This is a genomic window from Pseudomonas sp. G5(2012), from assembly GCF_000408945.1.
GTDB lineage: Bacteria > Pseudomonadota > Gammaproteobacteria > Pseudomonadales > Pseudomonadaceae > Aquipseudomonas > Aquipseudomonas umsongensis.
Genome location: NZ_APIO01000036.1, coordinates 1 through 23,827, shown reverse-complemented (window position 1 = coordinate 23,827; position 23,827 = coordinate 1). Strand labels below are relative to the sequence as shown.

At 59.8% G+C, this 23,827-nt stretch carries 16 protein-coding genes; 8 read left to right on the top strand and 8 right to left on the bottom strand.

What is annotated here, in order from left to right; genetic code table 11:
- Positions 1 to 22: 22 nt before the first annotated feature.
- From PG5_RS12355 to PG5_RS12335, 5 genes are all read right to left on the bottom strand, one after another.
- Complete coding sequence (locus PG5_RS12355; RefSeq protein WP_020797461.1) at positions 23 to 1,450, bottom strand: di-heme oxidoredictase family protein; 1,428 nt, start codon at positions 1,448 to 1,450, stop codon at positions 23 to 25.
- Positions 1,451 to 1,693: 243 nt separating this feature from the next.
- Positions 1,694 to 3,046, bottom strand: a complete 1,353-nt coding sequence (locus PG5_RS12350; protein ID WP_020797459.1) for an imelysin family protein — start codon at positions 3,044 to 3,046, stop codon at positions 1,694 to 1,696.
- 156 nt (positions 3,047 to 3,202) lie between these two features.
- Positions 3,203 to 5,254, bottom strand: a complete 2,052-nt coding sequence (locus PG5_RS12345) for a bifunctional diguanylate cyclase/phosphodiesterase (protein WP_020797458.1) — start codon at positions 5,252 to 5,254, stop codon at positions 3,203 to 3,205.
- Between the two features lie 327 nt (positions 5,255 to 5,581).
- Positions 5,582 to 7,990 (bottom strand): glucose/quinate/shikimate family membrane-bound PQQ-dependent dehydrogenase, encoded by a 2,409-nt coding sequence (locus PG5_RS12340; protein ID WP_020797456.1) that lies wholly within the window; start codon positions 7,988 to 7,990, stop codon positions 5,582 to 5,584.
- A 213-nt stretch (positions 7,991 to 8,203) separates the two neighbouring features.
- The gene (locus tag PG5_RS12335) at positions 8,204 to 9,571 is read right to left on the bottom strand and encodes a carbohydrate porin (RefSeq protein ID WP_042955350.1); all 1,368 of its coding nucleotides are present in this window, start codon (positions 9,569 to 9,571) and stop codon (positions 8,204 to 8,206) included.
- Between the two features lie 260 nt (positions 9,572 to 9,831).
- Between PG5_RS12335 and PG5_RS12330 the strand changes: the two genes are divergently transcribed.
- Complete coding sequence (locus PG5_RS12330) at positions 9,832 to 10,062, top strand: VF530 family DNA-binding protein (protein WP_020797453.1); 231 nt, start codon at positions 9,832 to 9,834, stop codon at positions 10,060 to 10,062.
- A 1-nt stretch (position 10,063) separates the two neighbouring features.
- Positions 10,064 to 10,699 (top strand): Pr6Pr family membrane protein, encoded by a 636-nt coding sequence (locus PG5_RS12325; RefSeq protein WP_020797452.1) that lies wholly within the window; start codon positions 10,064 to 10,066, stop codon positions 10,697 to 10,699.
- Positions 10,700 to 10,855: 156 nt separating this feature from the next.
- Here PG5_RS12325 and PG5_RS12320 read toward each other — a convergent pair whose 3' ends face one another.
- Together PG5_RS12320 and PG5_RS12315 are read right to left on the bottom strand one after the other, a co-directional pair.
- A complete protein-coding gene (locus tag PG5_RS12320; protein ID WP_020797451.1) occupies positions 10,856 to 11,647 on the bottom strand; it encodes a siderophore-interacting protein in 792 nt (263 codons plus the stop codon).
- A complete protein-coding gene (locus tag PG5_RS12315) occupies positions 11,644 to 12,219 on the bottom strand; it encodes a PadR family transcriptional regulator (RefSeq protein ID WP_020797450.1) in 576 nt (191 codons plus the stop codon). Before PG5_RS12315 ends, PG5_RS12320 begins: the two co-directional genes overlap by 4 nt.
- A 795-nt stretch (positions 12,220 to 13,014) precedes the next feature.
- Between PG5_RS12315 and PG5_RS12310 the strand changes: the two genes are divergently transcribed.
- The 5 genes from PG5_RS12310 (at position 13,015) to PG5_RS12290 (ending at position 18,665) form a co-directional block, all read left to right on the top strand.
- Entirely contained in the window at positions 13,015 to 13,503 is a 489-nt protein-coding gene (locus PG5_RS12310; protein ID WP_020797449.1) for a CS1 type fimbrial major subunit, read from the top strand.
- Positions 13,504 to 13,612: 109 nt separating this feature from the next.
- The gene (locus tag PG5_RS12305; RefSeq protein ID WP_033043792.1) at positions 13,613 to 16,135 is read left to right on the top strand and encodes a TcfC E-set like domain-containing protein; all 2,523 of its coding nucleotides are present in this window, start codon (positions 13,613 to 13,615) and stop codon (positions 16,133 to 16,135) included.
- A 37-nt stretch (positions 16,136 to 16,172) separates the two neighbouring features.
- The gene (locus PG5_RS12300; RefSeq protein WP_020797447.1) at positions 16,173 to 16,913 is read left to right on the top strand and encodes a hypothetical protein; all 741 of its coding nucleotides are present in this window, start codon (positions 16,173 to 16,175) and stop codon (positions 16,911 to 16,913) included.
- Between the two features lie 3 nt (positions 16,914 to 16,916).
- Positions 16,917 to 17,417, top strand: a complete 501-nt coding sequence (locus PG5_RS12295; protein WP_020797446.1) for a CS1 type fimbrial major subunit — start codon at positions 16,917 to 16,919, stop codon at positions 17,415 to 17,417.
- 30 nt (positions 17,418 to 17,447) lie between these two features.
- Positions 17,448 to 18,665, top strand: coding sequence for a hypothetical protein (locus PG5_RS12290; protein WP_020797445.1), 1,218 nt, complete (start codon positions 17,448 to 17,450; stop codon positions 18,663 to 18,665).
- A gap of 73 nt (positions 18,666 to 18,738) precedes the next feature.
- Here the strand turns inward: PG5_RS12290 and PG5_RS12285 are convergent, their stop codons facing one another.
- Positions 18,739 to 21,864: a transglycosylase domain-containing protein gene (locus PG5_RS12285; protein WP_020797444.1), complete on the bottom strand. Its 3,126-nt coding sequence runs from the start codon at positions 21,862 to 21,864 to the stop codon at positions 18,739 to 18,741.
- 471 nt (positions 21,865 to 22,335) lie between these two features.
- Here PG5_RS12285 and PG5_RS12280 point away from each other — a divergent pair, with 471 nt between their 5' ends.
- Positions 22,336 to 23,757: an amino acid permease gene (locus PG5_RS12280; protein ID WP_020797443.1), complete on the top strand. Its 1,422-nt coding sequence runs from the start codon at positions 22,336 to 22,338 to the stop codon at positions 23,755 to 23,757.
- Positions 23,758 to 23,827: the final 70 nt, after the last annotated feature.

Below are 23,827 nucleotides of genomic sequence, written 5' to 3'. Positions count from 1 at the left end.
GGCTCCCGCGGGAAGATGGGTATTAAAGGGAATTCAAGAACGCCAACAACGCAGCGCGCTGCTCGGCATTGAAAGACAAAACCTGTTGTTGCGCCGCTTTTGCCTCGCCGCCATGCCAGAGCACAGCTTCGAGCAGGTTGCGGGCGCGGCCGTCGTGCAGGAACTGGGTGTGGCCACTGACGGCTTGAGTCAAACCAATGCCCCACAACGGCGGGGTACGCCAGTCGCGCCCTCCGGCCTGGAATTCGGTGCGGTTGTCGGCCAGGCCATCGCCCATGTCATGCAGCAGCAGATCGCTGTAGGGGCGAATCACTTGATTGGCCAATTCAGCTTCGGCGGCGTCGGCGGCGGTGGTGTACTTGGGTGTGTGACAGGACTGGCAACCGGCCTGGTAGAACAGGGTCTTGCCGGCCAGCACTTGCGGCGTGCTGACATCGCGGCGCGCCGGTACGGCGAGGTTACGGGTGTAGAACAGCACCAGGCGCAGGATGTTGTCGCTGACTTCCGGCTCGCCATCGGGGCCGTTGCCATTGGGTGCCTGCTTACAGGCCGTTTGCGCGTCGGTGCAGTCGTCAAAGGGCCTCAGGTGGGTCGTGAGGCCCATGTCACCGGAAAACGCATGGACATTTTGTTGATTGAGGTTCGGCTGCCCGGCTTTCCAGCCAAATCGCCCGAGCACGGTTTTCTGCTGCATATCATCCCAGACCCGGTTCGGGCGCCCGGCGATGCCGTTTTTCGCTTTGGCCTGCGCGTCCGCATTCGCCAGGATGGCCTCTTCAGGAATGGCTTCCAGCAAGCCCAGGCCGATCATCGCAGGTGCGACACGGGCCGAGAAGCGCGTGTCGGGGTGCATCGGGCCGTAGTTCAGCTGGGTGATGTTCAGGCTCGGCTTGCGCAGTTCCACTTCGGTGCCGTCCTTGAAGCGAACCATCACCGGCGAGTAGTCGACCCGCACCTTGCCTTCCGGCGTCACGCCGGGCACGGCCATGTCCTGGAACTGCCCGCCATACACGGGCTCCGGTACGACACCCTGTTGCTCGATGACGTTGGCGTAGGCTGGGGTGTCGGGAATCGACAGGCGTATCAGCATCGACACGGCATTGCGCGCATCTGGCGCAGGCGGGTGACCGCGGCCGTCCTTGATATGGCAGCCCTGGCAGGCATTGGTGTTGAACAGCGGACCGAGGCCGTCGCGAGCGGTGGTGGTCGACGGAGCGATCACCCAGGGATTACGAAAAAAGCTATTGCCGACACTGAAGTCCACACGCCGCGATGGCGGCAGGTTAGCGGAGGGCAGCGAAAAGGCGTTCTGATCGGTCTTGCGCACGGTCGTACCGCCGCCGGAGCGGGCTTCACCGGGTTCAGCCTGGGTGAATTTCGGGGCGTCATCGCAGGCACTCAGGCCCAGGGCCAACAACAGTGCGGACAAGCGAAGAGGCAGCGAGGGCATCAGACATCCTGCAAGACGAGCAAAACAAGGGCGCAAAGTCTAACAGGGGATGGGAATTTGAATAAGAGGAATTATCGTTCGCTTAGGCAGATGATCGTTCCCACGCTCCGCGTGGGAATGCCTCAACGGACGCTCCGCGTTCGGCTTTTGATTTGGGACGCGGAGCGTCCCGGGCTGCATTCCCACGCAGAGCGTGGGAACGATCAGCGTGGGAACGATCGGCAACCGAAGAGCCAGCGGTGATCAGAACTCGTGATCAGCGTTGTCCGGGTTCAGGTCGCTGATGCCCAGTTTGCCAGCGGCGGCTTCGATCGAACCGGTCTGCTTGACCAGGGAGGCGATGGCGTCACGGACGATCTGGTTGCCGGCGGTGTTGCCGGCAGCGATCAACTGGTCGTAGTGCTCACCCTTGTTGGCGTGGTCGACGATGACCTGCATCTTGGCTTCGGTGGCAGCCAGGTCGGCTTTCAATGCGGTGTCTGCCGCTGGATCGACCTTGGCCACCAGGGACGACAGGCTGGCGCCGGTCATCTTGCTGCCGTCGACACGGGTGTATTCGCCCAGGTACACGTTACGAATGCCTTTGGCATCGTAGAACTGCGAGTTGTGGGTGTTGTCGCTGAAGCAGTCGTGTTCGTCTTCCGGGGAGTTGGCTTCCAGGGAAACCTTCATGCGCTCGCCCGCCAGTTCGCCCAGGGACAGGCTGCCCATCCCGAACAGCATTTTGCGCAGGCCGCTTTCAGCCGGTTCCGCTTCCAGGGTGGCGCGGTAGTTGTCGGCCACGTTCGGCTTCCAGTTACCGACCATTTCTTCCAAGTCGCTGACCAGCAATTGAGTCACGGATTTCAGGTAGGCGCGGCGACGATCGTTGTGGCCGCCAGTGGCGCCTTTGCCTTCCAGGTAGTCGGAAGCTGGACGGTTGCCGGCGCCAGGGCCGGTGCCGTTCAGGTCCTGGCCCCAGAGCAGGAATTCGATGGCGTGGTAGCCGGTGGCGACGTTGGCCTCGGAACCGCCCAGCTCGTTCAGGCTGGCGAGTTTTTCCGGGGTGATGTCCTTCACGTCGACCTTGTCTTCGCCGACCTGGATTTCAGTATTGGCGATGATGTTGGCCGTGGCGCCAGGGTTACCCAGTGCGTGCTCGTAGGATTTGTCGACGTAGTCGATCAGGCCTTCGTCCAGTGGCCAGGCGTTCACTTGGCCTTCCCAGTCGTCGATGATGGTGTTGCCAAAGCGGAACACTTCGCTCTGCAGGTAAGGAACGCGAGCAGCGATCCAGGCGGCCTTGGCGGCTTTCAAGGTGTCGGCGTTCGGCTTCGCGAGGAAGGCGTCGACGGCGCTTTGCAGGGTTTTCGCAGTAGATTCGGCATCGCTGTAAACGGCGAAAACCATGTCGGCATAGTGCGCGACAACGGCTTTGGCGGCCGCTTCGTCGACTTTGCTGGCAGCGGCAGGCGCAGCAGGTGCGACTTGGGCCGCAGAAGTGCTGGCCGCTGGCGCAGGAGCGGCCGCTTGTTCTTTGTCTTTGCCTTCACCGCAACCGGCGAGGGAAATTGCGATGGCCAACAGACTGGCGGTAGCCAGAGGCATACGAATCATGGCGAACATCCTGCTTCGAGAGGGGGTGGAATAACGCGTCCGGCGCGCAAAAGTGACACATAATGCAAATCTTTCGCATTATGTGTAAAGGGTTGCGGTTGGAAATATTTCTTATTCACTCTGTAGGAGCGAGCATGCTCGCTCCTACAGGGGGGGTTACAAGATTGCCGCGTTACTGCGCTGGGCTTGCTTCAGATAAGCCACCAGCTCGCGGGCCGGCAGGGGCTTGCTGTAGAAGTAGCCCTGACCCTCGTGGCAGCCTTCGGAGATGATGTAGGCCTCCTGCTCCAAGGTTTCCACGCCTTCGGCGATCACCTGCATGCCCAGGCTCTTGCCCAACTGAATGATGGCGCGAACGATGGTTGCGTCGTCATCGTCATCGAGCAGGTCCTGGACGAAACTCTTGTCGATCTTGATCTTGTCCAGCGGCAGGCTTTTCAGATAACTCAGTGACGAATAACCGGTGCCGAAATCGTCGATCGCGATCAGCGCACCGGAGCGGCGCAGGCTGAGCAGATGCTGGGCGGCGGTGCTGATGTCTTCCATCAGGCCGGTTTCGGTGACCTCCAACTCCAGGCTGCGTGGCGGCAGGCGATACATCTGCATCAGGTTGTTGATCACCCGAGGCAACTCGGCGTGGTGCAATTGCACGGTGGAAAGGTTCACGGCCATGCGCATGTCGCTGAAGCCCTGGTCGTGCCAGTCGCGCAATTGTTTGCAGGCCTGGTCCAGCACCCATTCACCAATGGCGATGATGGTGCCGTTCTGCTCGGCCAGCGGAATGAACAGGTCCGGTGGTACCAGCCCGTGCTCGGGATGCTGCCAGCGAATCAACGCTTCGACGCCAACGACCCGGTGATCGCGGTAGCTGATCTGCGGTTGGTAGACCAGGTAGAACTGGTCGCGGACCAGTGCGTCGCGCAGGTCTTTTTCCAGCTCGCGACGGCGGCGCATCTCGGTGTCGACGCTGGCGATGTAGAACTGATAGCGGTTGCGCGAGCGCGTCTTGGCCAGGGTCATCGTCTGTTCGGCTTTTTGCAGCAGCTTCTCGGTACTGTTGCCATCTTCGGGGAACAGGGTGATGCCAATGGTGGCGCGCAGGCGGATCTGCTGATGATCGAGGGCAAACGCCGCTTCCAGGTCATCGAGGATGCTTTGGGCCAGTTCGGCGGCTTCGTAGGGTTGTTCGATATCGGCCTGCACCAGGGCGAACTGGTCGCCACCCAGGCGGGCGAGGGCGCCCAGGCGTCCACTGTGCGCGCGCAGGCGATCGGCCAGGGCCAGTAGCAGCTGGTCGCCGGTCTGGTAGCTGAACTGTTCGTTGATGCCCTTGAAGTCATCGAGCCCGACGCACAGCACCGCAACCCGGCGTTGCAACTTGCCGGCATCGACGAGGATCTTGTCCAGCTGCGTTTGCAATTGCTGGCGGTTCGGCAGGCCGGTAAGGAAATCGTACTGGGCCATGCGCAACAGGCTGTTTTCCGCTTCGTGGCGCAGGTGCGTGTTGCGCTCGATGGATTCGAGCAACTGGTTGGCGGTGTTGATCCACAGCCCCAGTTCGTTCTTCTCGTGGCCCTTGAGCAATGGAATCTTGTGCTCGCTGGGGCGGTCGGGATTGATTTCGGTCAGGTGCTCGATGATGCGCGACAGGGGTTTGGTCAACAGCCAGTGATAGACCAGGTACAGCACCAGGCCCATCGCCAGGGCACGCAATACCCCGGAAATGAAGATGATTACCGAACTGACGATAAAACCCTTGCCGTAGGTGGCGGTGTCGAGGGTAATGCTCAGGTCGCCGTAATACTCGCTGTAAGGGCCGCGTCCCACCAACTGGGTGGTGAAGGTGCGTTCCTTGCCGAGGATCAGGTCGGTCAGCCAGCGACTGCTGGACTGCTGCAACTCACGGGATTTTTGCGCCAGCATGGCTTCGTTGGGATGGCCTATGGAGGCCTGACGCACCGCATCATCCTGGAACAGGCCTTCGATTACCTGCATACCCATTTCCCGATCCAGGCTGTAGACGGCCTGGGTCGAAGGGTCGCGGAACATGTCGAGAATGCGTTCGGCATCGCTGGCGACGGCCTGGCGTGTTTTATAGGCATCGAAAACAATCTGCGCGCAGCTCAAGACCACGCCGACGATCAATGCCGACAGGAGCACGACCCGGAGCAACTTCACCGACAAGCTGTTCTTGAGTTCCAGCTTCAAAGGGTAATTCCTTGTTCCGTGCGGGTAGCATCAAGTTGCCATGAGTATTGGCAATCCCGTGGTGGCAGTCAAAGGGACAATCCATCCTGCGGGATAATGCCAGCAGCTTGGCCGATTTGCTGTGTCTGGGGCAATTGCCCGATCAGTACTGTGTCGGTAGTCGAGTCCTTCAACTTGAGGGGATTGGGACAAAATTTCCTTTCGTTTGATGTTAGACCGCTGTGGCGTTGAGGCAAGGCCCCGGGTGCTGCTTTTGGACTGGTAGCTCGCCCACAAAAAAGGCGACCCCCTTGCGAGGGTCGCCTTGGCGCTAGCTACGGTTGTTACTTATTCCGACAGCTTGTAGGCAATCACATAGTCGCCCTGTTTGGTGCCCAGTGAACCGTGGCCGCCAGCCACGACCAGCACGTATTGCTTGCCGTCCTTGCCGGTGTAGGTCATCGGCGTGGTTTGCGCGCCTGCGGGCAGGCGACCTTCCCACAGTTGCTTGCCGTTTTTCACGTCGTAGGCCCGCAGGTACTGGTCCAGGGTGCCGCTGAGGAAACCGACGCCACCGGCGGTGATGAAGGTGCCGCCCAGGCTTGGTACGCCCATGCTCAGCGGGATCGGAACCGGCGAGCTGTCGCGCACGGTGCCGTTCTTGTGCATCCAGATTTTTTCATGGGTGGTCAGGTCGATCGCGGCCACGTAGCCCCACGCTGGCGCCTGGCACGGCAGGCCCATTGGCGACAGCAAGGCTTCGAGCACCACGCCGTACGGCGCGCCCTTGTTGGGTTGCACGCCTTCGGTTTCGCTTTTGCGCGGGCCTTGGGCGGCGATTTCGGCGGCCGGGATCATTTTCGACTTGAACGCCATGTAGCTCGGGTTCACGAACGCGATCTGACGCACCGGGTCAACCGAGATGCCGCCCCAGTCGAACACACCGAAATTGCCCGGATAGACGATCGAACCCTGCAGCGATGGCGGGGTGAACGGGCCGTCGTAGCGCAAGGATTTGAAGTCGATCCGGCAGATCAGTTGGTCGAACGGCGTGACGCCCCACATGTCGCGCTCTTGCAGCGGCGGTGGCATCAGGTTCAGGTCGGATTTGGGTTGCGTCGGCGAAGTGTGGTCGCCTTCCACCGCGCCTTGCGGCACCGGTACTTCGTTGATCGGCACGATGGCCTGGCCGGTGCTGCGGTCCAGCACATAGATGCTGCCTTGCTTGGTCGACGCCAGGACGGCCTGCTTCACGCCGTCGGCGGTCTTGAGGTCCATCAGGGTCGGCTGGCCGCCGACGTCCATGTCCCACAGGTCATGGTGAGTGAACTGGAAGTGCCAGCGCACTTTGCCGGTGGCGATGTCCAGGGCGGTCAGGCCGGCCGCGTGCAGTTCCGATTCAGGGGTACGCGCGCCGCCGAACTGGTCCGGGGTCTGGTTGCCCATCGGCAGGTACAGCATGCCGAGTTTTTCATCGACTGCGAACACGGACCACATGTTTGGCGAGTTGCGGGTGTAGGTCTTGCCCTCGGCAATCGGCGTCGTGTCGTCCGGGTTGCCGCTGTCCCAGTTCCACACCAGTTTGCCGGTGTGCACGTCGAACGCGCGGATCACGCCGCTTGGCTCGTCGATGGAAACGTTGTCGGTGACGTGGCCGCCAATCACCACCAGGTCCTTGGTGACCGCGGGGGGCGAGGTGGAGTAGTAACCGCCGGCCGTGAAACCGCCGATGTTGGCGCGCAGGTCGACCTGGCCCTTGTCGCCGAAGTCTTCGCACATTTTGCCGGTGTCGGCGTTCAGCGCGATCAGGCGGGTGTCGGCGGTCGGCAGGAAGATCTTGCGCGGGCAAGCGCTGGCCGGGGCCGGGCTGGCCGAACCGGTCGGGCTCTGTTCGGAGGCATACACCGCGTCATCGTGATAGGTCACGCCACGGCAGGTCATGTGCGCCCAACCCTTGAAGTTCGCCGCATTCTGCGTCGACAGCTTCGGATCGAAACGCCAGATTTCCTTGCCGGTGTCCGGGTCCAGGGCGATCACCTGGCTGTGCGGCGTGCACACGTAGAGCATGCCGTTGACTTTCAGCGGGGTGTTTTCGGCGGTGGTTTCGCCCGGGTCGTTCGGCCCTGGCAGGTCACCGGTGCGGTAAGTCCAGGCCGGTACCAGTTTGTTGACGTTCTGCGGGGTGATCTGCGCCAGCGGCGAGTAACGGTCGCCATGGGCGCTGCGGCCGTAGGAGTTCCAGTCACCGTCGGGCATGGCCGGCGCGGTGTTGGTCATGCCCGGCACGCTGTCGCGGTCCAGTTGGCCCTTGATTTCGCCCGGGTTGGTGAACTGGCTGGCCAAGGCGGTCGCGCCTGCGATCACCACAGCCACGCTCAGTGCGCCGGTGCCCATGGGGGCGGCGCCATCACGCAGCAGCGGACGGCGAAACCACGGCAGCAACATCGCCAGGCCCAGCGCGAACAGCATCGCCAGGCGCGGCACCAGCTGCCACCAGTCGAGGCCGACTTCCCACAGTGCCCAAACGGTGCTGGCGAACAGTACCAGCGCGTACAGGCCCAACGCGGCACGGCGCGCGGCGATCAGCAGGATGCCGGTCAGCGCAAGACCGATACCGGCCAGCAGGTAGTACAGCGAGCCGCCGAGCATGCTCAGCTTGATCCCGCCGGCCAGCATGGCCAGGCCCATTAGCAGAAGCAGTATGCCGAGCAGGGTCGGCAACAGACGGCTTCGACTCAAAGCACCCTCAGTGCTCATAGTGTGGTTCTCCGTGACGTTTCAAGTGGTCCCGCGCAGGTTCACTGTAGATGACGATCCCGCGGGGGCGTGGTTCATATAACAGGTGTTCAGTCGATGTAATCCCTTGTGGGAGCGAGCCTGCTCGCGAAAGCACTGTGTCATCCGACGCTAATGTTGGATGTGATGGCCTCTTCGCGAGCAGGCTCGCTCCCACAGGGTTTGGGGTGTTGGTTAGAAGGACGACTGGATCTTGATCCCGCCAATCAGCGCGTCATCGACCTCGTTCACGCCACCGGGGTGGCGGATGTATTGCAGGTTCGGGCGCACCGTCAGCCAGTTCGTGACGTGCACGCCGTAGTAGAGTTCGGCGCTGTATTCGGTGTCTTGGGGCGGCAGGTAGGCCGGGTTGTCGTAGTCAAAGACAGCATTGGCCTGATTACGCGCCTCGGCATTCTTGCGGTACGCCGGGTTGACGTGCACGCGGGCCATGGCGAAACCGATGTCATCCCTGGCGCGGGCATCGAACAGGCCTTTGTAGACGAGGCCGGCCTGGACATAGTTGTCGATGGCGTTGGTCTTCTTGTCGTGCATCGTGCCATTGGCGAACAGGCTCAGGCCTCGGGAATGGTCGCTGGCAGTGCTGGTGACTTGCTGCTGCAGGCCGAGCCAAACACCGTGCTTGCTTGAGGCGCTGCGATAAGCCTCGCCACTCAGCGCGGCGGGCTGGCCGTTGCTGTCTTTGTAGACATCGGTGGCGTCGGCGTTGCTGTAGTAGTAGCCGGCACGGTATTCACCCGGCAGGCCGTTGAACTTTGGTGTCCACACCAGCTCCACCGGCAGGATGGCCCCTTGGGTGCCGCTGCCGCTGAGCTTGAAGCCGTTGTCGCGATCGAGGTTCGACGGGTTTTGCTCATAGGCGCCAACCTGTGCGTACAGTTCGGGCGTCAGGTGATACTTGACCCGCATCGCCCACTGGCTGACGGGCCAGTTGTACCAGATGTCGCCCACCCAGTTGCCGACCTGGGAGCCGCAGAACGCCAGGTTCTGGAAGTCGCAGGGAAAACTGTTGAAGTCTTCGCCTTCGCCGAAACGGCCGACCTTGATGTCGAGCGTCTGGTCGAGGAACTTCTGCTGGTACCACATCTGCGTCAGGCGCGTGGTCTGGCCACGGCCCCAGACTTCCTGTGCCGAAGTGAATCCGCCCACTCGCGGATCATTGATCCGGTCGTTGCTGATGTTGTTGCCGCTGCGCTTGGTGATGGTCAGCTGGAACTCTGCGTCATCCCAGCCAAGGATTTTCTGCAGGTCCAGGTGAGTGCCGAAACCAAACTGATCGCTGTAGCGAGCGGTGCGATCCTGGTCGTAGCCGCCCTGCAGATTGCTGCCCATTTCGCCGGTGTAGTCGATCTTGAAATCGTAGCCCTTCGCCGACAGTTCACTGCGGGTGCCGTTCCAGTCGCCAAGCATCCACGGGGAGTCGCTGTCGAAGGCGGGCGCCGCCTGGGTGCACGTAACGAGGCTGAAAGCGCCTAGGCCTGTGAGCAGGCAAACAGTAGTCTTGAAGACAGCGCTGTCTTTGGGGAGTCGTAAATCAGGCATAGAGAAGAAATTCTTGATCTTTTTCTGGGGAATGAACGTAAAACGGCAGACGCAAAGCAGAGGAGGAAACGTTTCAGCTAAAGCGGGCGTAAGGATAATGTTCTGTTACAAATAGAGAAAGGTCTTTTCCTGACATGCATCCTTTCGGATTCGGTAACAGTCCTTGTAGGCGCTGGGGCAGGCTGCGATCTTTTGGGTTTCACCTACATTTAACGTAAGGTGCGCGGCTTCCAATTCCCACTCCTGCTCGAAGGCCTGGCATGAACGAACACAACCCCGATCCGCTGCACGGCGTCACCCTGGAACAGATCCTCAATGCGCTGGTGACCCATTACGAGTGGTCGGGATTGGCCGAGCGCATCGATATCCGTTGCTTCAAGAGCGATCCGAGCATCAAGTCGAGCCTGACGTTCCTGCGCAAGACCCCATGGGCACGGGAGAAAGTGGAGCGCTTGTACGTGAAGCTGATGCGCACCAAGCGCCCGGTTTGACATGCCACCCAAGGAAGGCGTGCAGCGACGCTTGATGACGTTGGCGGCCGTGCTGGGCTGGGCCGGGCTGAGTATTCAGCTGTACCTGATTTTTTTTGCGCGCTGGAGCATCGGCGCCAGCCTGCTGGGCGGGCTGATGAGTTTTTTCAGTTTTTTCACCGTGCTGAGCAACACCCTGGTGGCGACCGTGCTGACCTGTGCAGCCACGTCCCGCGAGTCGGCGGCGCGTCGCTGGTTTCTGCAGCCGGGGGTCAGTAGCGGTGTTGCCGTGAGCATCGTGGTGGTTAGCCTGGCCTACAACCTGCTGTTGCGGCATTTGTGGCATCCGCAAGGCTGGCAATGGCTGGCCGATGAGCTGTTGCACGACGTGATGCCGCTGCTATTCCTGCTGTATTGGTGGTTCTGTGTGCCGAAAGGCACCTTGCGTCTGCGGCACATTGCGCTGTGGCTGATTTACCCGTTGCTGTACTTCGCATACACACTGCTTCGCGGGCACGTGTTGGCGGCTTATCCCTATCCGTTCATTGATGTGGACAAGTTGGGTTATCCACAGGTGTTTTTGAATGCCGGCGGATTACTGATGGGGTTTGTGGTGATTGCTTTGTTGTTGATGGCGCTGGATCGTCGGTGGCGGTGACCACTGGGCTCTCAGATGTACCCGATCAACTGTAGGAGCGAGCCTGCTCGCGATGGAGGTCAACGATAACGCGGGAAGCCTGGCGCCCCGCGGTGCTCTCAGGTTTTTCGTCGGAACGCCGCCCGGAGCATGCTCGCTCCTACAGTTCAAACCTCATTACTCCTCGTCGCTGTCGTCCAGCCGCCAGTAGCCGACGGCCTTTACGAACTGTTCGTTCAAACCGTGCTTGTCGAGCAACACCCGACGTATCTGCCGCGACACCTTGCTCTCGGTTGCCACCCACGCGTACAGGCTGCCGGCTGGCACCTGGATCTGGCGCACGGTGCTCAACAAATGGTCTTTGCCCCCTTCGCGCAACACCCAGATCACATTGACCACGGCAGCGCTCTGCAGCACTTGCTGTTCCTTGCCATTTTCCACTTCGATCACCACCAGCGCCTTGCGATTGGCCGCCAGGCCTTCAAGGCGTCGGGCGATGGCGGGCAGGGCGGTCTCGTCGCCGATCAGCAGGTAACTGTCGAAGATATCCGGCACGATCATCGAGCCGCGAGGCCCGCCGATGTGCAGGAACTGCCCGGGTTGGGCCTGTGCGGCCCAGGTCGAGGCAGGGCCATCGCCGTGCAGCACGAAATCGATATCCAGCTCCAGGGCGTCCAGGTCGTAGCGGCGCGGGGTGTAGTCGCGCATGGCCGGCATCGGGCCGTTGTCCTTGCCGGCGCCGAGCACCAGGGTTTCCAGCGCCGCCTGTTGCTCCGCATTCTGCGGGAACAGCAGTTTGACGTGGTCGTCGGTGCCGAGGCTTACGAAGCCGGCCAGCTCAGGCCCACCGAGGGTAATGCGGCGCATGCGTGGCGTCAGGTCGACGACGCGCAGCACCTCCAGGCGCCGTCGTTTTATTTCATGCATCACGCGGTGAATGGTTGGGGTAGGCACGATAACGTCAGTCATTCGGCTGGCTCCTGGGCAAATTGAACGGCGGGGCCGTCGACAATGGCTTTGGCGGTGTTGTTGAGCAGGTTGGCGACACGCTGGATCTCTTCGGCACTCCAGCGTCCATGGTGCAGTTGCAAGGCATGACGCAGGTTATGCACAGCCTCGTGGATCTGCGGCGGGCGATCATGGCCGCGCAACGAGCGCTTGCTCACATCGATACGAGTGCGCACGCCGTCCAGGGCGATCGCTTGTTCGGTTAAAGACAGACGTCCGGCGTCGGTCACGCTGTAGCGTTTTTTGCCGCCCTCGGCATCGCCCTGAATCATTTCGCTCTCTTCCAGAAAGGTCAGGGTCGGGTAGATCACCCCTGGGCTGGGGCTATAGGCGCCGTCGAACATGCCTTCGATCTGGCGGATCAAGTCATAGCCGTGGCAAGGCTGCTCGGCAATCAGCGCCAACAACAGCAATTTCAAGTCGCCGGGAGCGAACACCCGGGGGCCGCGGCCGCCGCGTTCGCGCCCGGGACGTTTTTCGAAGCCGTCACGGCCGTCGCCGTGTTCGCGGTGCGGGGAATGATGGTCTCTCATTTTTTCCTTCTCCTGTGATTTATAGATACAACGTAAGATATATCTTATACAGTGCGCAAGCTTTATTGACCGACGGTCGGAAGACCAGAAGCTCCGCCGGTCTGGCGGGAGAAGGGAGTGTTGGTAATTACTAAAATAATTATCAGGTTCCAACTGTTGTTGGTAATGAGTTAATGAATAAGTAGTACACTTCTTACAGAAGTTGTTTTAGTTCTTTTCTGTGTGTTTTTATTGCGAAAACTGGACTGCCCCTACCAAACCGGACACCAACTCCCCGTTACATTGATGCTGCCGCATAGCAATACGGCCTTCGTGCCGACGCGGCACGCCGGGTTGTTTGATCCGACGTTCAAGCAAAAGGTTTGTTGTCACGTATCACCCGGTAAACCCGTTTCAACAATGGCCAGCTTCTGCTCTGGGCTCCAGCGGCGCCGCCGCTCCTGGGCCAAAAGCTCCCCACTCTTGTCGTTGCTATTAGTCATAAGCCCTGTTTGCCTATCCCCTATCGTAAGGGGGGAACGGTGTCCTGTCGGTCATGGGGCTCGTTCAAAAACTGTGTGTAGGATATGGCTGATAGGTAAATGTCTTACTCTGTTGTTTTTCGTGCTTTTTCCACGGGTGCGTGGGGTACTTTAACTACATCTCGCATGGAGTTTTCGTACTTACTTTCCTAGGATTTTGGTTGATCATTGTTGGCGTCGAAAGTTGAGCAGGAATGCCATCACGCTGGTTGCTGGCACGGTTCATTAAAACTTTCCACAGACCAATCCTTTGAAAAAAAACAGGTACTCAACAATGTTCAAGAAGTTTGCAATCGCCGTCCCGATGACTCTCCTGGCCCTCAGCTCTTCGATGGCGTTCGCTGCGGATGAAGCGCGCTCGTCCATCAACATCAGCGCCTTTATTCCCACCAACACATTCCACGCCCAGCCGGTGAATCCTGAATTCGGTAAAGATGAAAAATTGGCCTACGACGTGGTAAATGAGAAATTGAGCACGCTGCGTGCGACTTACGATATCCGCCACACTCTCGGTTCGGTCAACGCTTATGTGGAAGGTGGTCCGCAACCCCTGCACAACGGCAACAACTTCATCGCACTGACCTACGCCTTCAACGGCGTAACCTTGAGCGGTACATCCCAGGAAGTGGTCAGCGATGCCGCATCCAACGGGGGCATGCGGGCTGATCTGGTGATTACCCCCGCCCTGCCGCTTGTTGCTCAGACAGGTCTTTACACGGCCAGTCCGGTCGTGATCTTCGACGCCGTTCCACGCATCAACTAAGTCGGCCATGACTTAAGGCCCAGCCTTATTCGTTAACACTTACCGGTCGATGGGTAACCAGTGCCTGTCGATCGGGTTTCAACGAATTTATCTTCAGAGTATTTCGTTCATGTTCCCGATGACTCCCATCGCGGCGGCGCTTGCCCTGTGTTTTTGCGCAACTGCCGTGGCCGCGCCCATGGAAAACGGCCACACACCTCGAAGTTTGCTGGCGCAGGCCAAAGGCTTGCCGAAGGGTTTCGAAGAACACTTCTTCGATGTGCCGATGGCGGTGCGCGTGGAACTTGACCAACAGTTTCTTGGTGAAGCGATGATTGTGCTGACGCGCGACGATCGCGTCACTTTGGTTAACTTCGTCGATGTCAGCGACAGCACCATCAAGCCCAGTGAGCGCGACACCTGGGCTAACTATCTGAAGCAGGGCGTAGCCTTGGGCGGCTGCCAGGCGAAATGCCCCGAGCAGCTGTTGGCTGTGCATTACAGCCTTGAAAATTCCCTGGTGTCGATCCTCACGGAAAACGCCGAGCGTGACGGTGAGGTACAGCGTTACTACAACCTGCCGGAGCACGGCAGCACCGGGTTGATCATACGCAACCAGTTGAACCTCAATGGCGGTCAGAATCAGGACCTTGGCGGACGCTACGGCCTGGACGCCAGCAGCAGCCTGGGCAACTGGACCCAGGCGGTCAACTTGCAACTGTCTCGACTCGGTGGCCTGGACAACAAGCTCTACCACGCCGTGTACGAACTCTTCACTCAACGCGAACTGGAAGGCAACTTCCTGCGCCTGGGTTATTTCACGCCGACTTCCGAAGGCTTGACCCGTCAGCCCCGCGCCTTTGGCATCAGCCCCGACACCGCGCTGGGGGTGATGTACGGCAGCTCCGACAGCCTGGCCATCAACAACCCGAAACCGGCGGTGTACCCCATCTATGTCACCGCCAATCGACAGGGTTCGGTGGAGATTTACCGCGACGGTTTGCTGATCAACACCCAGGCCGTGCCAGCAGGGTTGCAGACCCTCGATACGCGTGCGCTGCCGGGCGGCATCTATGAAGTGGAAGTGCGCCTGATCGAAGACGGCCAAATCACTTCCAGCACCCAGGAACTGGTCTACAAACCGAGCAACTGGCGCAACCATGAGGAGCGCTGGCGCTACAACCTGTTTGCGGGTCGCGAATCGAAGTTGCTCAGCAACTGGGAGGAGCAGCACGATGGCGACATGACCGCCGGTGCGGCGTTTAACTACCTGTTTCACCCACGCGTAATCCTCGGCCTGAACGCTCGCCAGGTGCGCGACTCGCTGCAATACGGCACCTCGGTGGACTGGGCCATCGTCAATAACGCCAGCCTGTTCGCCAACGTCTACAAGACTCAAGACTACGGCACCGGCCTCGATGTACAGGGCCTTTATTCCTACGGCAGCGGCAGTCTCGTCGCCAGTCACACCCGCAGCTGGCTCGACACCACTCGGCTCTACGACACCTTGCCCGATGGCACGCGGGTGCGGCAGCGCAATGTGTTCGTCGGCCAAACCAGCAATTCGTCGCTGTCGATCAATCACCGAGTCACCACTAAAAGCTCAATCAACGCCCGGGTGTCCCACAGTGAAGGCAACATCAACGGCACGGGCGTGGACCTGGGCTGGAGCCAGCGCACTCAACTGTTTGGCAGTGACGCCAATTGGCGCCTGTCGCTGTTCGATCGGCCGGGCAGCGTGAGTTCGGGAGACGACCGCAATCGCGGCATCGACTTGAGTGTGAATATCGCGTTGGGCGGTCCCGGTGAACAGATTTCCGGCAGCATTGGCACCCGCACCGCGAGGGAAGGCGGGCGCGATAACAATGCCTCGATCACCTATCGCAAAACCCTGCAGGACCATGTGCTGCAAAGCGTCTCCGCCTCGGCCATCACCGATACCTATGGCATCGGCTTGAATGCCATGGCGACCATGAGTTCGGACCTGGTCAATGGCGACGGCTTCATCCAGCGTTCGTCCTTCAACAACGACCTCACCGGCGGCTTGAACCTCGAAAGCACCGTGGCCGTCGGCGGGCAAAAAATGGTCATGACCAGCCAATACCACCGCAACGGTGCCGGGATGATCATCGACGTGGAGTCGGACATCGAGGACATCGCCTTGCGCGCCGATGATTTGAGCGGCGGCAGCGCGATACTCAAGCCAGGGCGCAATTTCGTGCCGATCACCGCCTACAAAAGTAGCTCGGTCAGTTTCGATTTCGAGGGTAACCACGTTCCCGCAGCCACCATCCAGCCGGCTCGTTCCAGCTATCACCTGAACAAAGGGGGGGTGGAATATCGCCAGGTGAAAGTGATGAGAACCCTGACCGTGCTCGGTCGCTTGATCGACCCGCAGGGCAACCCGCTCAAGGGCCACCACATCATCAACCACGCCAGTCGCGGGGTGAGTGAAGTGGACGGCTTCTTCTCCATGGAAATGAACGCCGGCTCACCGACCCTGGAGGTGCGCCACGGCAACCAGTTGCTGTGCCAGTTCCGTCTCGACCCGAGCGATGGCCGCACGGAAAACAACGTGCTGATGATCGGCGATCTGCGTTGCACGCCGGATACGTTGGCGGATGCGACGTTCAAGGCTCGAACTGCGGGTTAACCCCCGGCAAACCGGATTAATTAACGAGGTAGGGACGATGAAACGTCTGTTGGTATTAGTTGGTTTTTGTTTGTTCACCCAAACGGCTCACGCTAGCCCGAGCATCAATATCGGTACCGTCTACGACTATCTGGACGGAGATAAAAGCACCTTCCTGAAACGTGTGTTCAATGGCGGCGACAGTACGGCATTCGTCAAGGTCAACATCCTCGAGATTCTCTACGACGCCGATGGCAAGTCGCAGGAAGTACCGCTTCAATCCAATGCCGATGGCAGCTCCCGCGACGGCTTGATGGCCAGCCCGGCGCGGTTGATCGTGCCGGCCAACGGCATGCAGGGCACGCGTTTGCTGTACATGGGCGAGCGTGACCGGGAGCGGTATTTCAGGGTGCGTTTTGTACCGGTGGTGCCGGAGAAGGAAGACGCGTTCGCGCTGTCCAGCGAAGAACAGGAAGACTACAAAAAGTCGCTGTCCGCCGGTGTCACCGTGCTGGCAGGTTATGGCGCGGTGTTTTTCGTGCGGCCCAAGGAAACACGCTTTGACAGCGCGGTTGAAAACGCCACAAGCACCTATCGGATCCGCAACAACGGCAACTCCGTTGTGGTGATCGATGAGTTCAAGGACTGCGCGGTCAAAAACGATCAGGACTGCCAGCCCACGACCAAGCATCACATCCTCGCAGGTCGCACTTTTGAGTTCGAAAAGCAGGCCGGTCGCGAATACCGCTTCACCTTGGTCGAAGGTGAACGCAGCAAAAATCTCGACGTGAAGGGCTGACCCATGAACAGGAAACTGATCCAGGTCTGGTTGTCGGCCGCCGTGATGGCGGCGAGCGCGGGTGTATTCGCCGCCCGGGAAGAGCACACCTTCGACGTGTTCGTGACCATTCCGACCCCGGCGTTTTACGTCATCCCCTCGGACTCGGGCTGGATTCATCGCGAGCAGCAACTGCCGTGGAAGGTGGCGACGTCGACACTGGGCAGCCTGCGCAAGTATTTCGATGTGAAGAATGTGGCAGGCTCGATCGAAGCGCGGCTTGACGGACGCCCCTATCTGTCTAACGGCACCGATGCCGATGACATCGCCTTGCGGGTGCTGTTCAACGGCAAATTGTTGAGCGAACACGAGAGCGGCGAAGTGGTGTCCATGACCGATGCAGCGCCCGGAAAACGCGTGTTGCTGGAAGTCCTCCCGATGCCGCCTGCCGACGGGGTTTACAAGCCCGGCAAGTACTTTGGCAGCGTCAACATGGTTTTTAATGCGGTGTTGCCCGATGCTTGATCCCGAGCCTGGAAAAGGAGTGCAGTAATTATGGAAAAGCTCAGAAAAATCATCCCGCTGAGCGGTGTGGTATTGGCGTGTGCGTTCATGCAATCCGCCATCGCGGCCACCGTTGATATGACCGCAGTGTTCCGTCCCGATCCGGCGAACCCGATGAAAAATGCCTTTATCAATACAACGCCTCAGGGCGGATATTGCGGGGACCATCCTGAATACTGCGAAGACGGCGTTTTCAGTATTGCGTTGCCCATTCGCTTCAGGTCGATAGGGCTGATTCAGGCGATGCATGAGCAACGTAAGGGCGCCATGTTCAAGGTACCGTCGTCATGGAAAGACCTGACGGTCATTCACGATGGCACCGGTGAAACCGAGACGGTAAGAATGCGTGTTAACGGCATCGGCGCTGCTTACAGAATTAAAAGCCCGCTTCCCGTAGGTGTCTGGGACAGTTCGTGGGTCAATGCGCCATCGCCGTGTCGTTACGGCGGGGTAGGCTACGGCAATGCCACGTACTATGCGTTTTTTTGGAGAGTGCCGGCCGACGCGGGTGTCTGTGCCAAGCAGGCCTACAAGGACATTACTGAAGACTACCAGTTCGCTTACGAGAACACCGGGTTCACCTACGAACTGATCACGCCTAACCCACTCAAGATGTCGGCAGGCACCTATAGGGGGGTCTTGAACTACTCGGTCGGGCCCCAACAGGATTTCGACATGGGCGATTTGATGTTGCCTGACGACAACCTCATAACGCTCAACTTCGCTTTGAATGTCGAGCACACCTTGAAGGTGGATATCCCCCCTGGCGGCAACCAAGTGGAGCTCGTTCCGCCGGGAGGCTGGCAGTCCTGGCTGACCCAGGGGCGCAAGCCAACCCGGTTGTTTCGCGATCAAACCTTCAACATTTCCTCGTCTAGCCGTTTCAAGATGCAGCTTCAGTGCGAAATCACCGGACTTTTCGATTGCATGATTCGCGACCCCGTTTCCCAGCGAGCCGCCGTGGTGCAACTGAGCGTCAGCTTGCCCAACGGCTTGACGGATCTCAGTGGGCAACCGGTCAATCGTCGTCCTTTGCATATCGGGCAGGTGAACGCCCAGGAATTCAAACCCGGCTTTTATGTAGACCGTGCGCCCGGCACCCTGCATTTCGAAATTGCACCTTATTACGTGGACTACATGATCAAGCCGGGCGAACCTTCAAAATACAGGGGCAATATCACCGTGATCTGGGATTCCGAAGTGGGATAGAAAACCCATGCCCTGAAGGCGTGACGGCCTTCAGGGCGAGGTCTGCCAAAAATAACCGAATGACCACCCGCGATCAGCGTCGGGCGACTTCAACAGGCAGGCATTCGGTGTGACTTCCCGGTTGCAGGTACGGCGTCAGGATCGGTGCCATGCCTTTGAGCACTTGCACCGGCAACGCCGAGGTGAACTTGAACGCTTCGGCCGAGCGCCCCGGCACGAAGGCGGTCAGGGTGCCGAAATGGGTGTCGCCGATGTAGAACACGAAGGTCGCCGTCCGGTTGATCGACTTCGAGCTCAGAATCCGGCCGCCCGAACCGATGGCTTCGATGCGGTTGTCGCCGGTGCCGGTCTTGCCGCCCATGGCCAGCGGCTTGCCGTCTGGCGTGATGAAACTGCCGGCGACGCGTTTGGCCGTACCGGCGTCCACCACCTGGGACAAGGCTTCGCGCATGGCCTTCGCAACCTCGGACGGCATCACTCGTTTGCCGACGTCCGGGTCATTGATCAGTTTGGTTTCATAGGGCGTGTTCGCCGCGAAGTGCAGGCTGTCGATGCGCAACGTCGGCATGCGCACACCGTCGTTGAGGATGGTGCCGATCAGCTCGGCCAGTGCGGCCGGCCGGTCGCCGGAGCTACCGATGGCGGTGGCCAGCGAAGGCACCAGGTGATCGAACGGATAGCCCACTTGTTGCCAGCGCTGGTGAATGTCGAGGAAGGCTTCGATCTCCAGGATGGTGCGGATGCGGATGTCGCGGGCGCCCTTGTGCCGACTCTTGAACAGCCAGCTATAGACTTCCTGGCGCTCGAACTGGCTGGCTTTGACGATGTCCTTGAACGTGGCGTCCGGGTGGGTCAGCAAATAGCCCATCAGCCACAGGTCCAGCGGGTGGACCTTGGCAATGAAGCCCTGGTCGGGCAAGTCATAGGTGCCGGGGCCATAGGCGAGGTACAGGCGTTCGAGGCGCTCGTCGGTGAGTTTTTCCTTGTCGATGCTGGATTTTTCGCCGGTGAGGTGCGAGCGCACAAAGGTGTTGAAGCTCTGCTGGCTGGCCTGCGGCAGCAGGTAGCGGTGCACGGCGGCCAGGCGGATTGGGGTCGGGCGCATGCTGTCGAGGAAGGTCTCGAGTCGCGCCTGGGTGTCCTTGTTCTTGTATTTTTTCCAGAACTTGAGCAGGAACGACGTGCCCTCGCGGTCGGCAAACGAGGCCAGGTATTCCTGGCGGCGAGGGTCGCGGTCGTCCTTGAGCAATTCAGCCCGGTTGTTGGGGCCGGAATACGTGGTGTAGCGCACCAGGTCGCGCATCAGGCGAATGAACGGCAGGTTGATCGACTCCCGCAGGGCGTCGCGCAGGGTCGGGTTGCGACCGTTGTCTTCCTTGCGGAAGTTATTGAACGTGTGCAAGCCGCCACCGGTGAAAAATGCTTCGCCGGGGCTGGCGGAATACTTGCGATCCAGCGCGGCGCCGAGCATGGGTTGCAGGCTGTGGTCTTTGTTCTGGATCAGGTAATCGACCACCCAGCGGCTCAGGCGATCCTGTTCCGGTATCTCGACTTTCTTCAGGTCCGGGACGGACATCTCGCCGTATTTGTCATGCAACTCGGCAATGATCTGCAGGTAAGTGGTGAGCACGCGCATTTTCGCCGTGGAGCCCAGTTCCAGCTTGCTGCCTTCATTGATGTCGAACGGTTGATCGGTGCTGTCGGTTTGGACCCGCACCCGTGAGCCATCCGGTGTCAGCTCGAACAGTGTGAAGCTGTAGCGCACCTGGGTGGTGCTGGTGGGGGTCAGCAAGCGTTCGCCCATCAGGCCGATTTCAGCGGCATAGGCCGGGTCGGCCAGGCGTTTGAGATAGGCTGTGGCCTGGGTTTGCAGCTCGCCTTGCAGGGTGCTGGTGGCCGAGAGGTCAAGCCGATCGAGATCGTACAATGGACGATTGAGCAACCCGGCCAGGCGGCTGCGGGCCACGCTGATGCCCTTGTTGGTTTCGATTGGTTGAATGGTCGGTTGGGTCGCCCAGTCGCGATACGTGACTTTGCTGGCCAGGGCCGCGGCGGCAAAGGGCGCATCGATCACGCCGTTTTGTGCCAGCAAACGAATGTGACTGTCGGTGAGGTCGGCCAGTTCATCGTGGCCTTTGGTCAAGTAATGGGACGGGCGGCGCTGGGCAATCATCAACGACAGCATCTCGCGCAGGGCCAGGCCTTTTTCCGCCATGCTTTTTGGATCCGTGGCGTCGCTCGCCAGGGTTTCGTTGGCCTTGTTGAAGTCGGCGCCATACCACACGCGCAAACCTTCGGCCATGCCATGCACTTCACCGTGGCCCGGCACCGCCGACAGCGGCACGCTATTGAGGTAGTCGCGCACCACGTTCTGCCGAGCCTTGAGCGTTTGCGGGCCATCCTGGTAGGCGCGCACGGTGGCGGAAATCATCTGGCGAATTTTTTCCCCACCCGAGACGGTCAACCCATCGGGTGAATGTCGATACTTCTCAAGTTGCGTGGCCAGGGTACTGCCACCCGCCGATTGACCGGGCAGGTGCAGCATCTTGGCGACTTGGGTATACGCCGCCATGCCGAACCGTGGCCAGTCCACCGCCGGGTTGGCGAGGGGCTGGCTAGGGTCGAGCAAAAAGCGGTTTTCGATGAACAGCAAGCTGTTGACCACCACCGGCGGGATCGCCTCGAAGCTGGAATAGAGCTGTTGCGGATACTTGTATTGGTACAAGGGGTTGGCGCGGCAATCGGTGATTGACAGCCCAGCCTGGATTTTCTCCGCATAAGGCACGAACAGGCCCTTGTCTGTGTAGTCCATCAAAGCCTTGGAAAACCGGGTCTGGGCAGAAATGACGTAGTCACGCTTGAGCAGGCGCAGCAGAAACTCGTTCAGTGAGCTGTAACCCAGGCGCAGGTCGAATGGGCCCGCGCCAGGGTAGTGAATGGCGTCGCTGGGACCGGGTTTGAGTTCATAGCTCAGGGTCTTGGCAAACTTGCTGACCTCCCTGGCTTGAAACCTCGAGGTACGCATTTCCTTGGCCGCCGCCAGACCCACGACAATCGCAATGATTACCAACAAAAGCCAAAACGCTTTCCAGCCGTGCTTGACGCGACTGCGAGGGGGTTTTTCAGGTATTGGCGCTTCATCCACAGGTTCAGTCTGGACCACGGTTGTACTCGAATCGGTTTGCTGTAAAGCGCCCATAGTCGATTGATCCATTCACGCAGATTGATCGGACTTGTCTGAAGCTTAGTAGGCGCTGCCGCAGGCTGCGATCTTTTGATCTTGTCTTTTAAAAGCAAATCAAAAGATCGCAGCCTGCGGCAGCTCCTACAGGGTTGATCCAGAGCCCTCGAGAAGTTTAACGGGGCATGACGACGCACCAATACCGTGCAATACTCGCCGCCGTTTCAAAAAGCGAAAATTCCTACAAGGGCCAGATAATCCATCTCCGTGAATAGCGTTTTCGCCGAGATTTACACCTGATTTTTGTGGTTTATAGAGTGAAAATCTCTGTCGCGAGCTTTTTATACTGCACCCCCCGCTGATCTCGCAGGTTTCGTCCTGCAAGACGGCCCTGCCCACGAAGCAGAGTCGGTCAAGGCAGGCGATGGCTTATCGGTCAACGCTTCGCCACTCGGTGGATATATCCAATAACAAGACGAGGTTGTACCCATGCCCGTAGGCAATCACCTGCCCCACGGCGAGACCGCTCAGGGCGGCCCGCTCAAACGTGAACTCGGCGAACGGCATATTCGCTTGATGGCACTCGGTGCCTGTATCGGCGTCGGTCTGTTTCTGGGTTCGGCCAAGGCCATTGAGATGGCTGGCCCGGCCATCATGCTGTCCTACATCATCGGCGGCCTGGCCATCCTGGTGATCATGCGTGCGCTCGGCGAGATGGCCGTGCACAACCCGGTCGCCGGCTCGTTCAGCCGTTACGCCCAAGACTACCTCGGCCCGCTGGCGGGCTTCCTGACCGGTTGGAACTACTGGTTCCTGTGGCTGGTGACCTGTGTCGCGGAAATCACAGCCGTGGCGGTGTACATGGGCGTCTGGTTCCCTGATGTGCCGCGCTGGATATGGGCACTGGCGGCATTGGTCAGCATGGGTTCGATCAACCTGATTGCGGTGAAAGCTTTCGGTGAGTTCGAGTTCTGGTTCGCCTTGATCAAGATCGTCACCATCATTGCGATGGTGTTCGGTGGCATCGGCATCATCGCATTCGGCTTCGGCAACGATGGCGTGGCCCTGGGGATTTCCAATCTCTGGACCCACGGCGGCTTCATGCCAAACGGTGTGCAGGGCGTGTTGATGTCCCTGCAAATGGTCATGTTCGCCTACCTCGGCGTGGAAATGATCGGCCTGACCGCCGGTGAAGCGAAGAACCCGCAGAAGACCATTCCCAGCGCCATCGGCTCGGTGTTCTGGCGGATCCTGCTGTTCTACGTCGGTGCGCTGTTCGTGATCCTGTCGATCTACCCGTGGAACGAAATCGGTACCCAGGGCAGTCCGTTCGTGATGACTTTCGAGCGTCTGGGCATCAAGACTGCGGCGGGCATCATCAACTTCGTGGTGATCACGGCTGCGCTGTCGTCCTGTAACGGCGGTATCTTCAGCACCGGGCGCATGCTCTACAGCCTGGCGCAGAACGGGCAGGCCCCGGCCGGCTTTGCCAAGACTTCCAGCAATGGTGTGCCGCGTCGCGCCTTGCTGCTGTCGATTGGCGCCCTGCTGCTGGGCGTGTTGCTCAACTACCTGGTGCCTGAGAAGGTGTTTGTCTGGGTGACGGCGATTGCCACCTTCGGCGCGATCTGGACCTGGGTGATGATCCTGCTGGCCCAGCTCAAGTTCCGCCAAGGCCTGAGCGCCAGCGAGCGAGCCGGCCTCAAGTACCGCATGTGGCTGTACCCGATCAGCTCTTACCTGGCTCTGGCATTCCTTGTGCTGGTGGTCGGCTTGATGGCGTATTTCCCGGACACGCGCGTGGCCCTGTATGTGGGGCCTGCGTTCCTGGTGCTGCTGACGGTGTTGTTCTATGTGTTCAAGCTGCAACCGACGAATGTGTCGCAGGGTGCGGTGCGTTCGGCTGCGTAAGTCGTAACGCTTGGATTGGGGGGATATCCATTGCTGCGGTAACGGCCACGTAGGGTTTCGCTCTTACAGC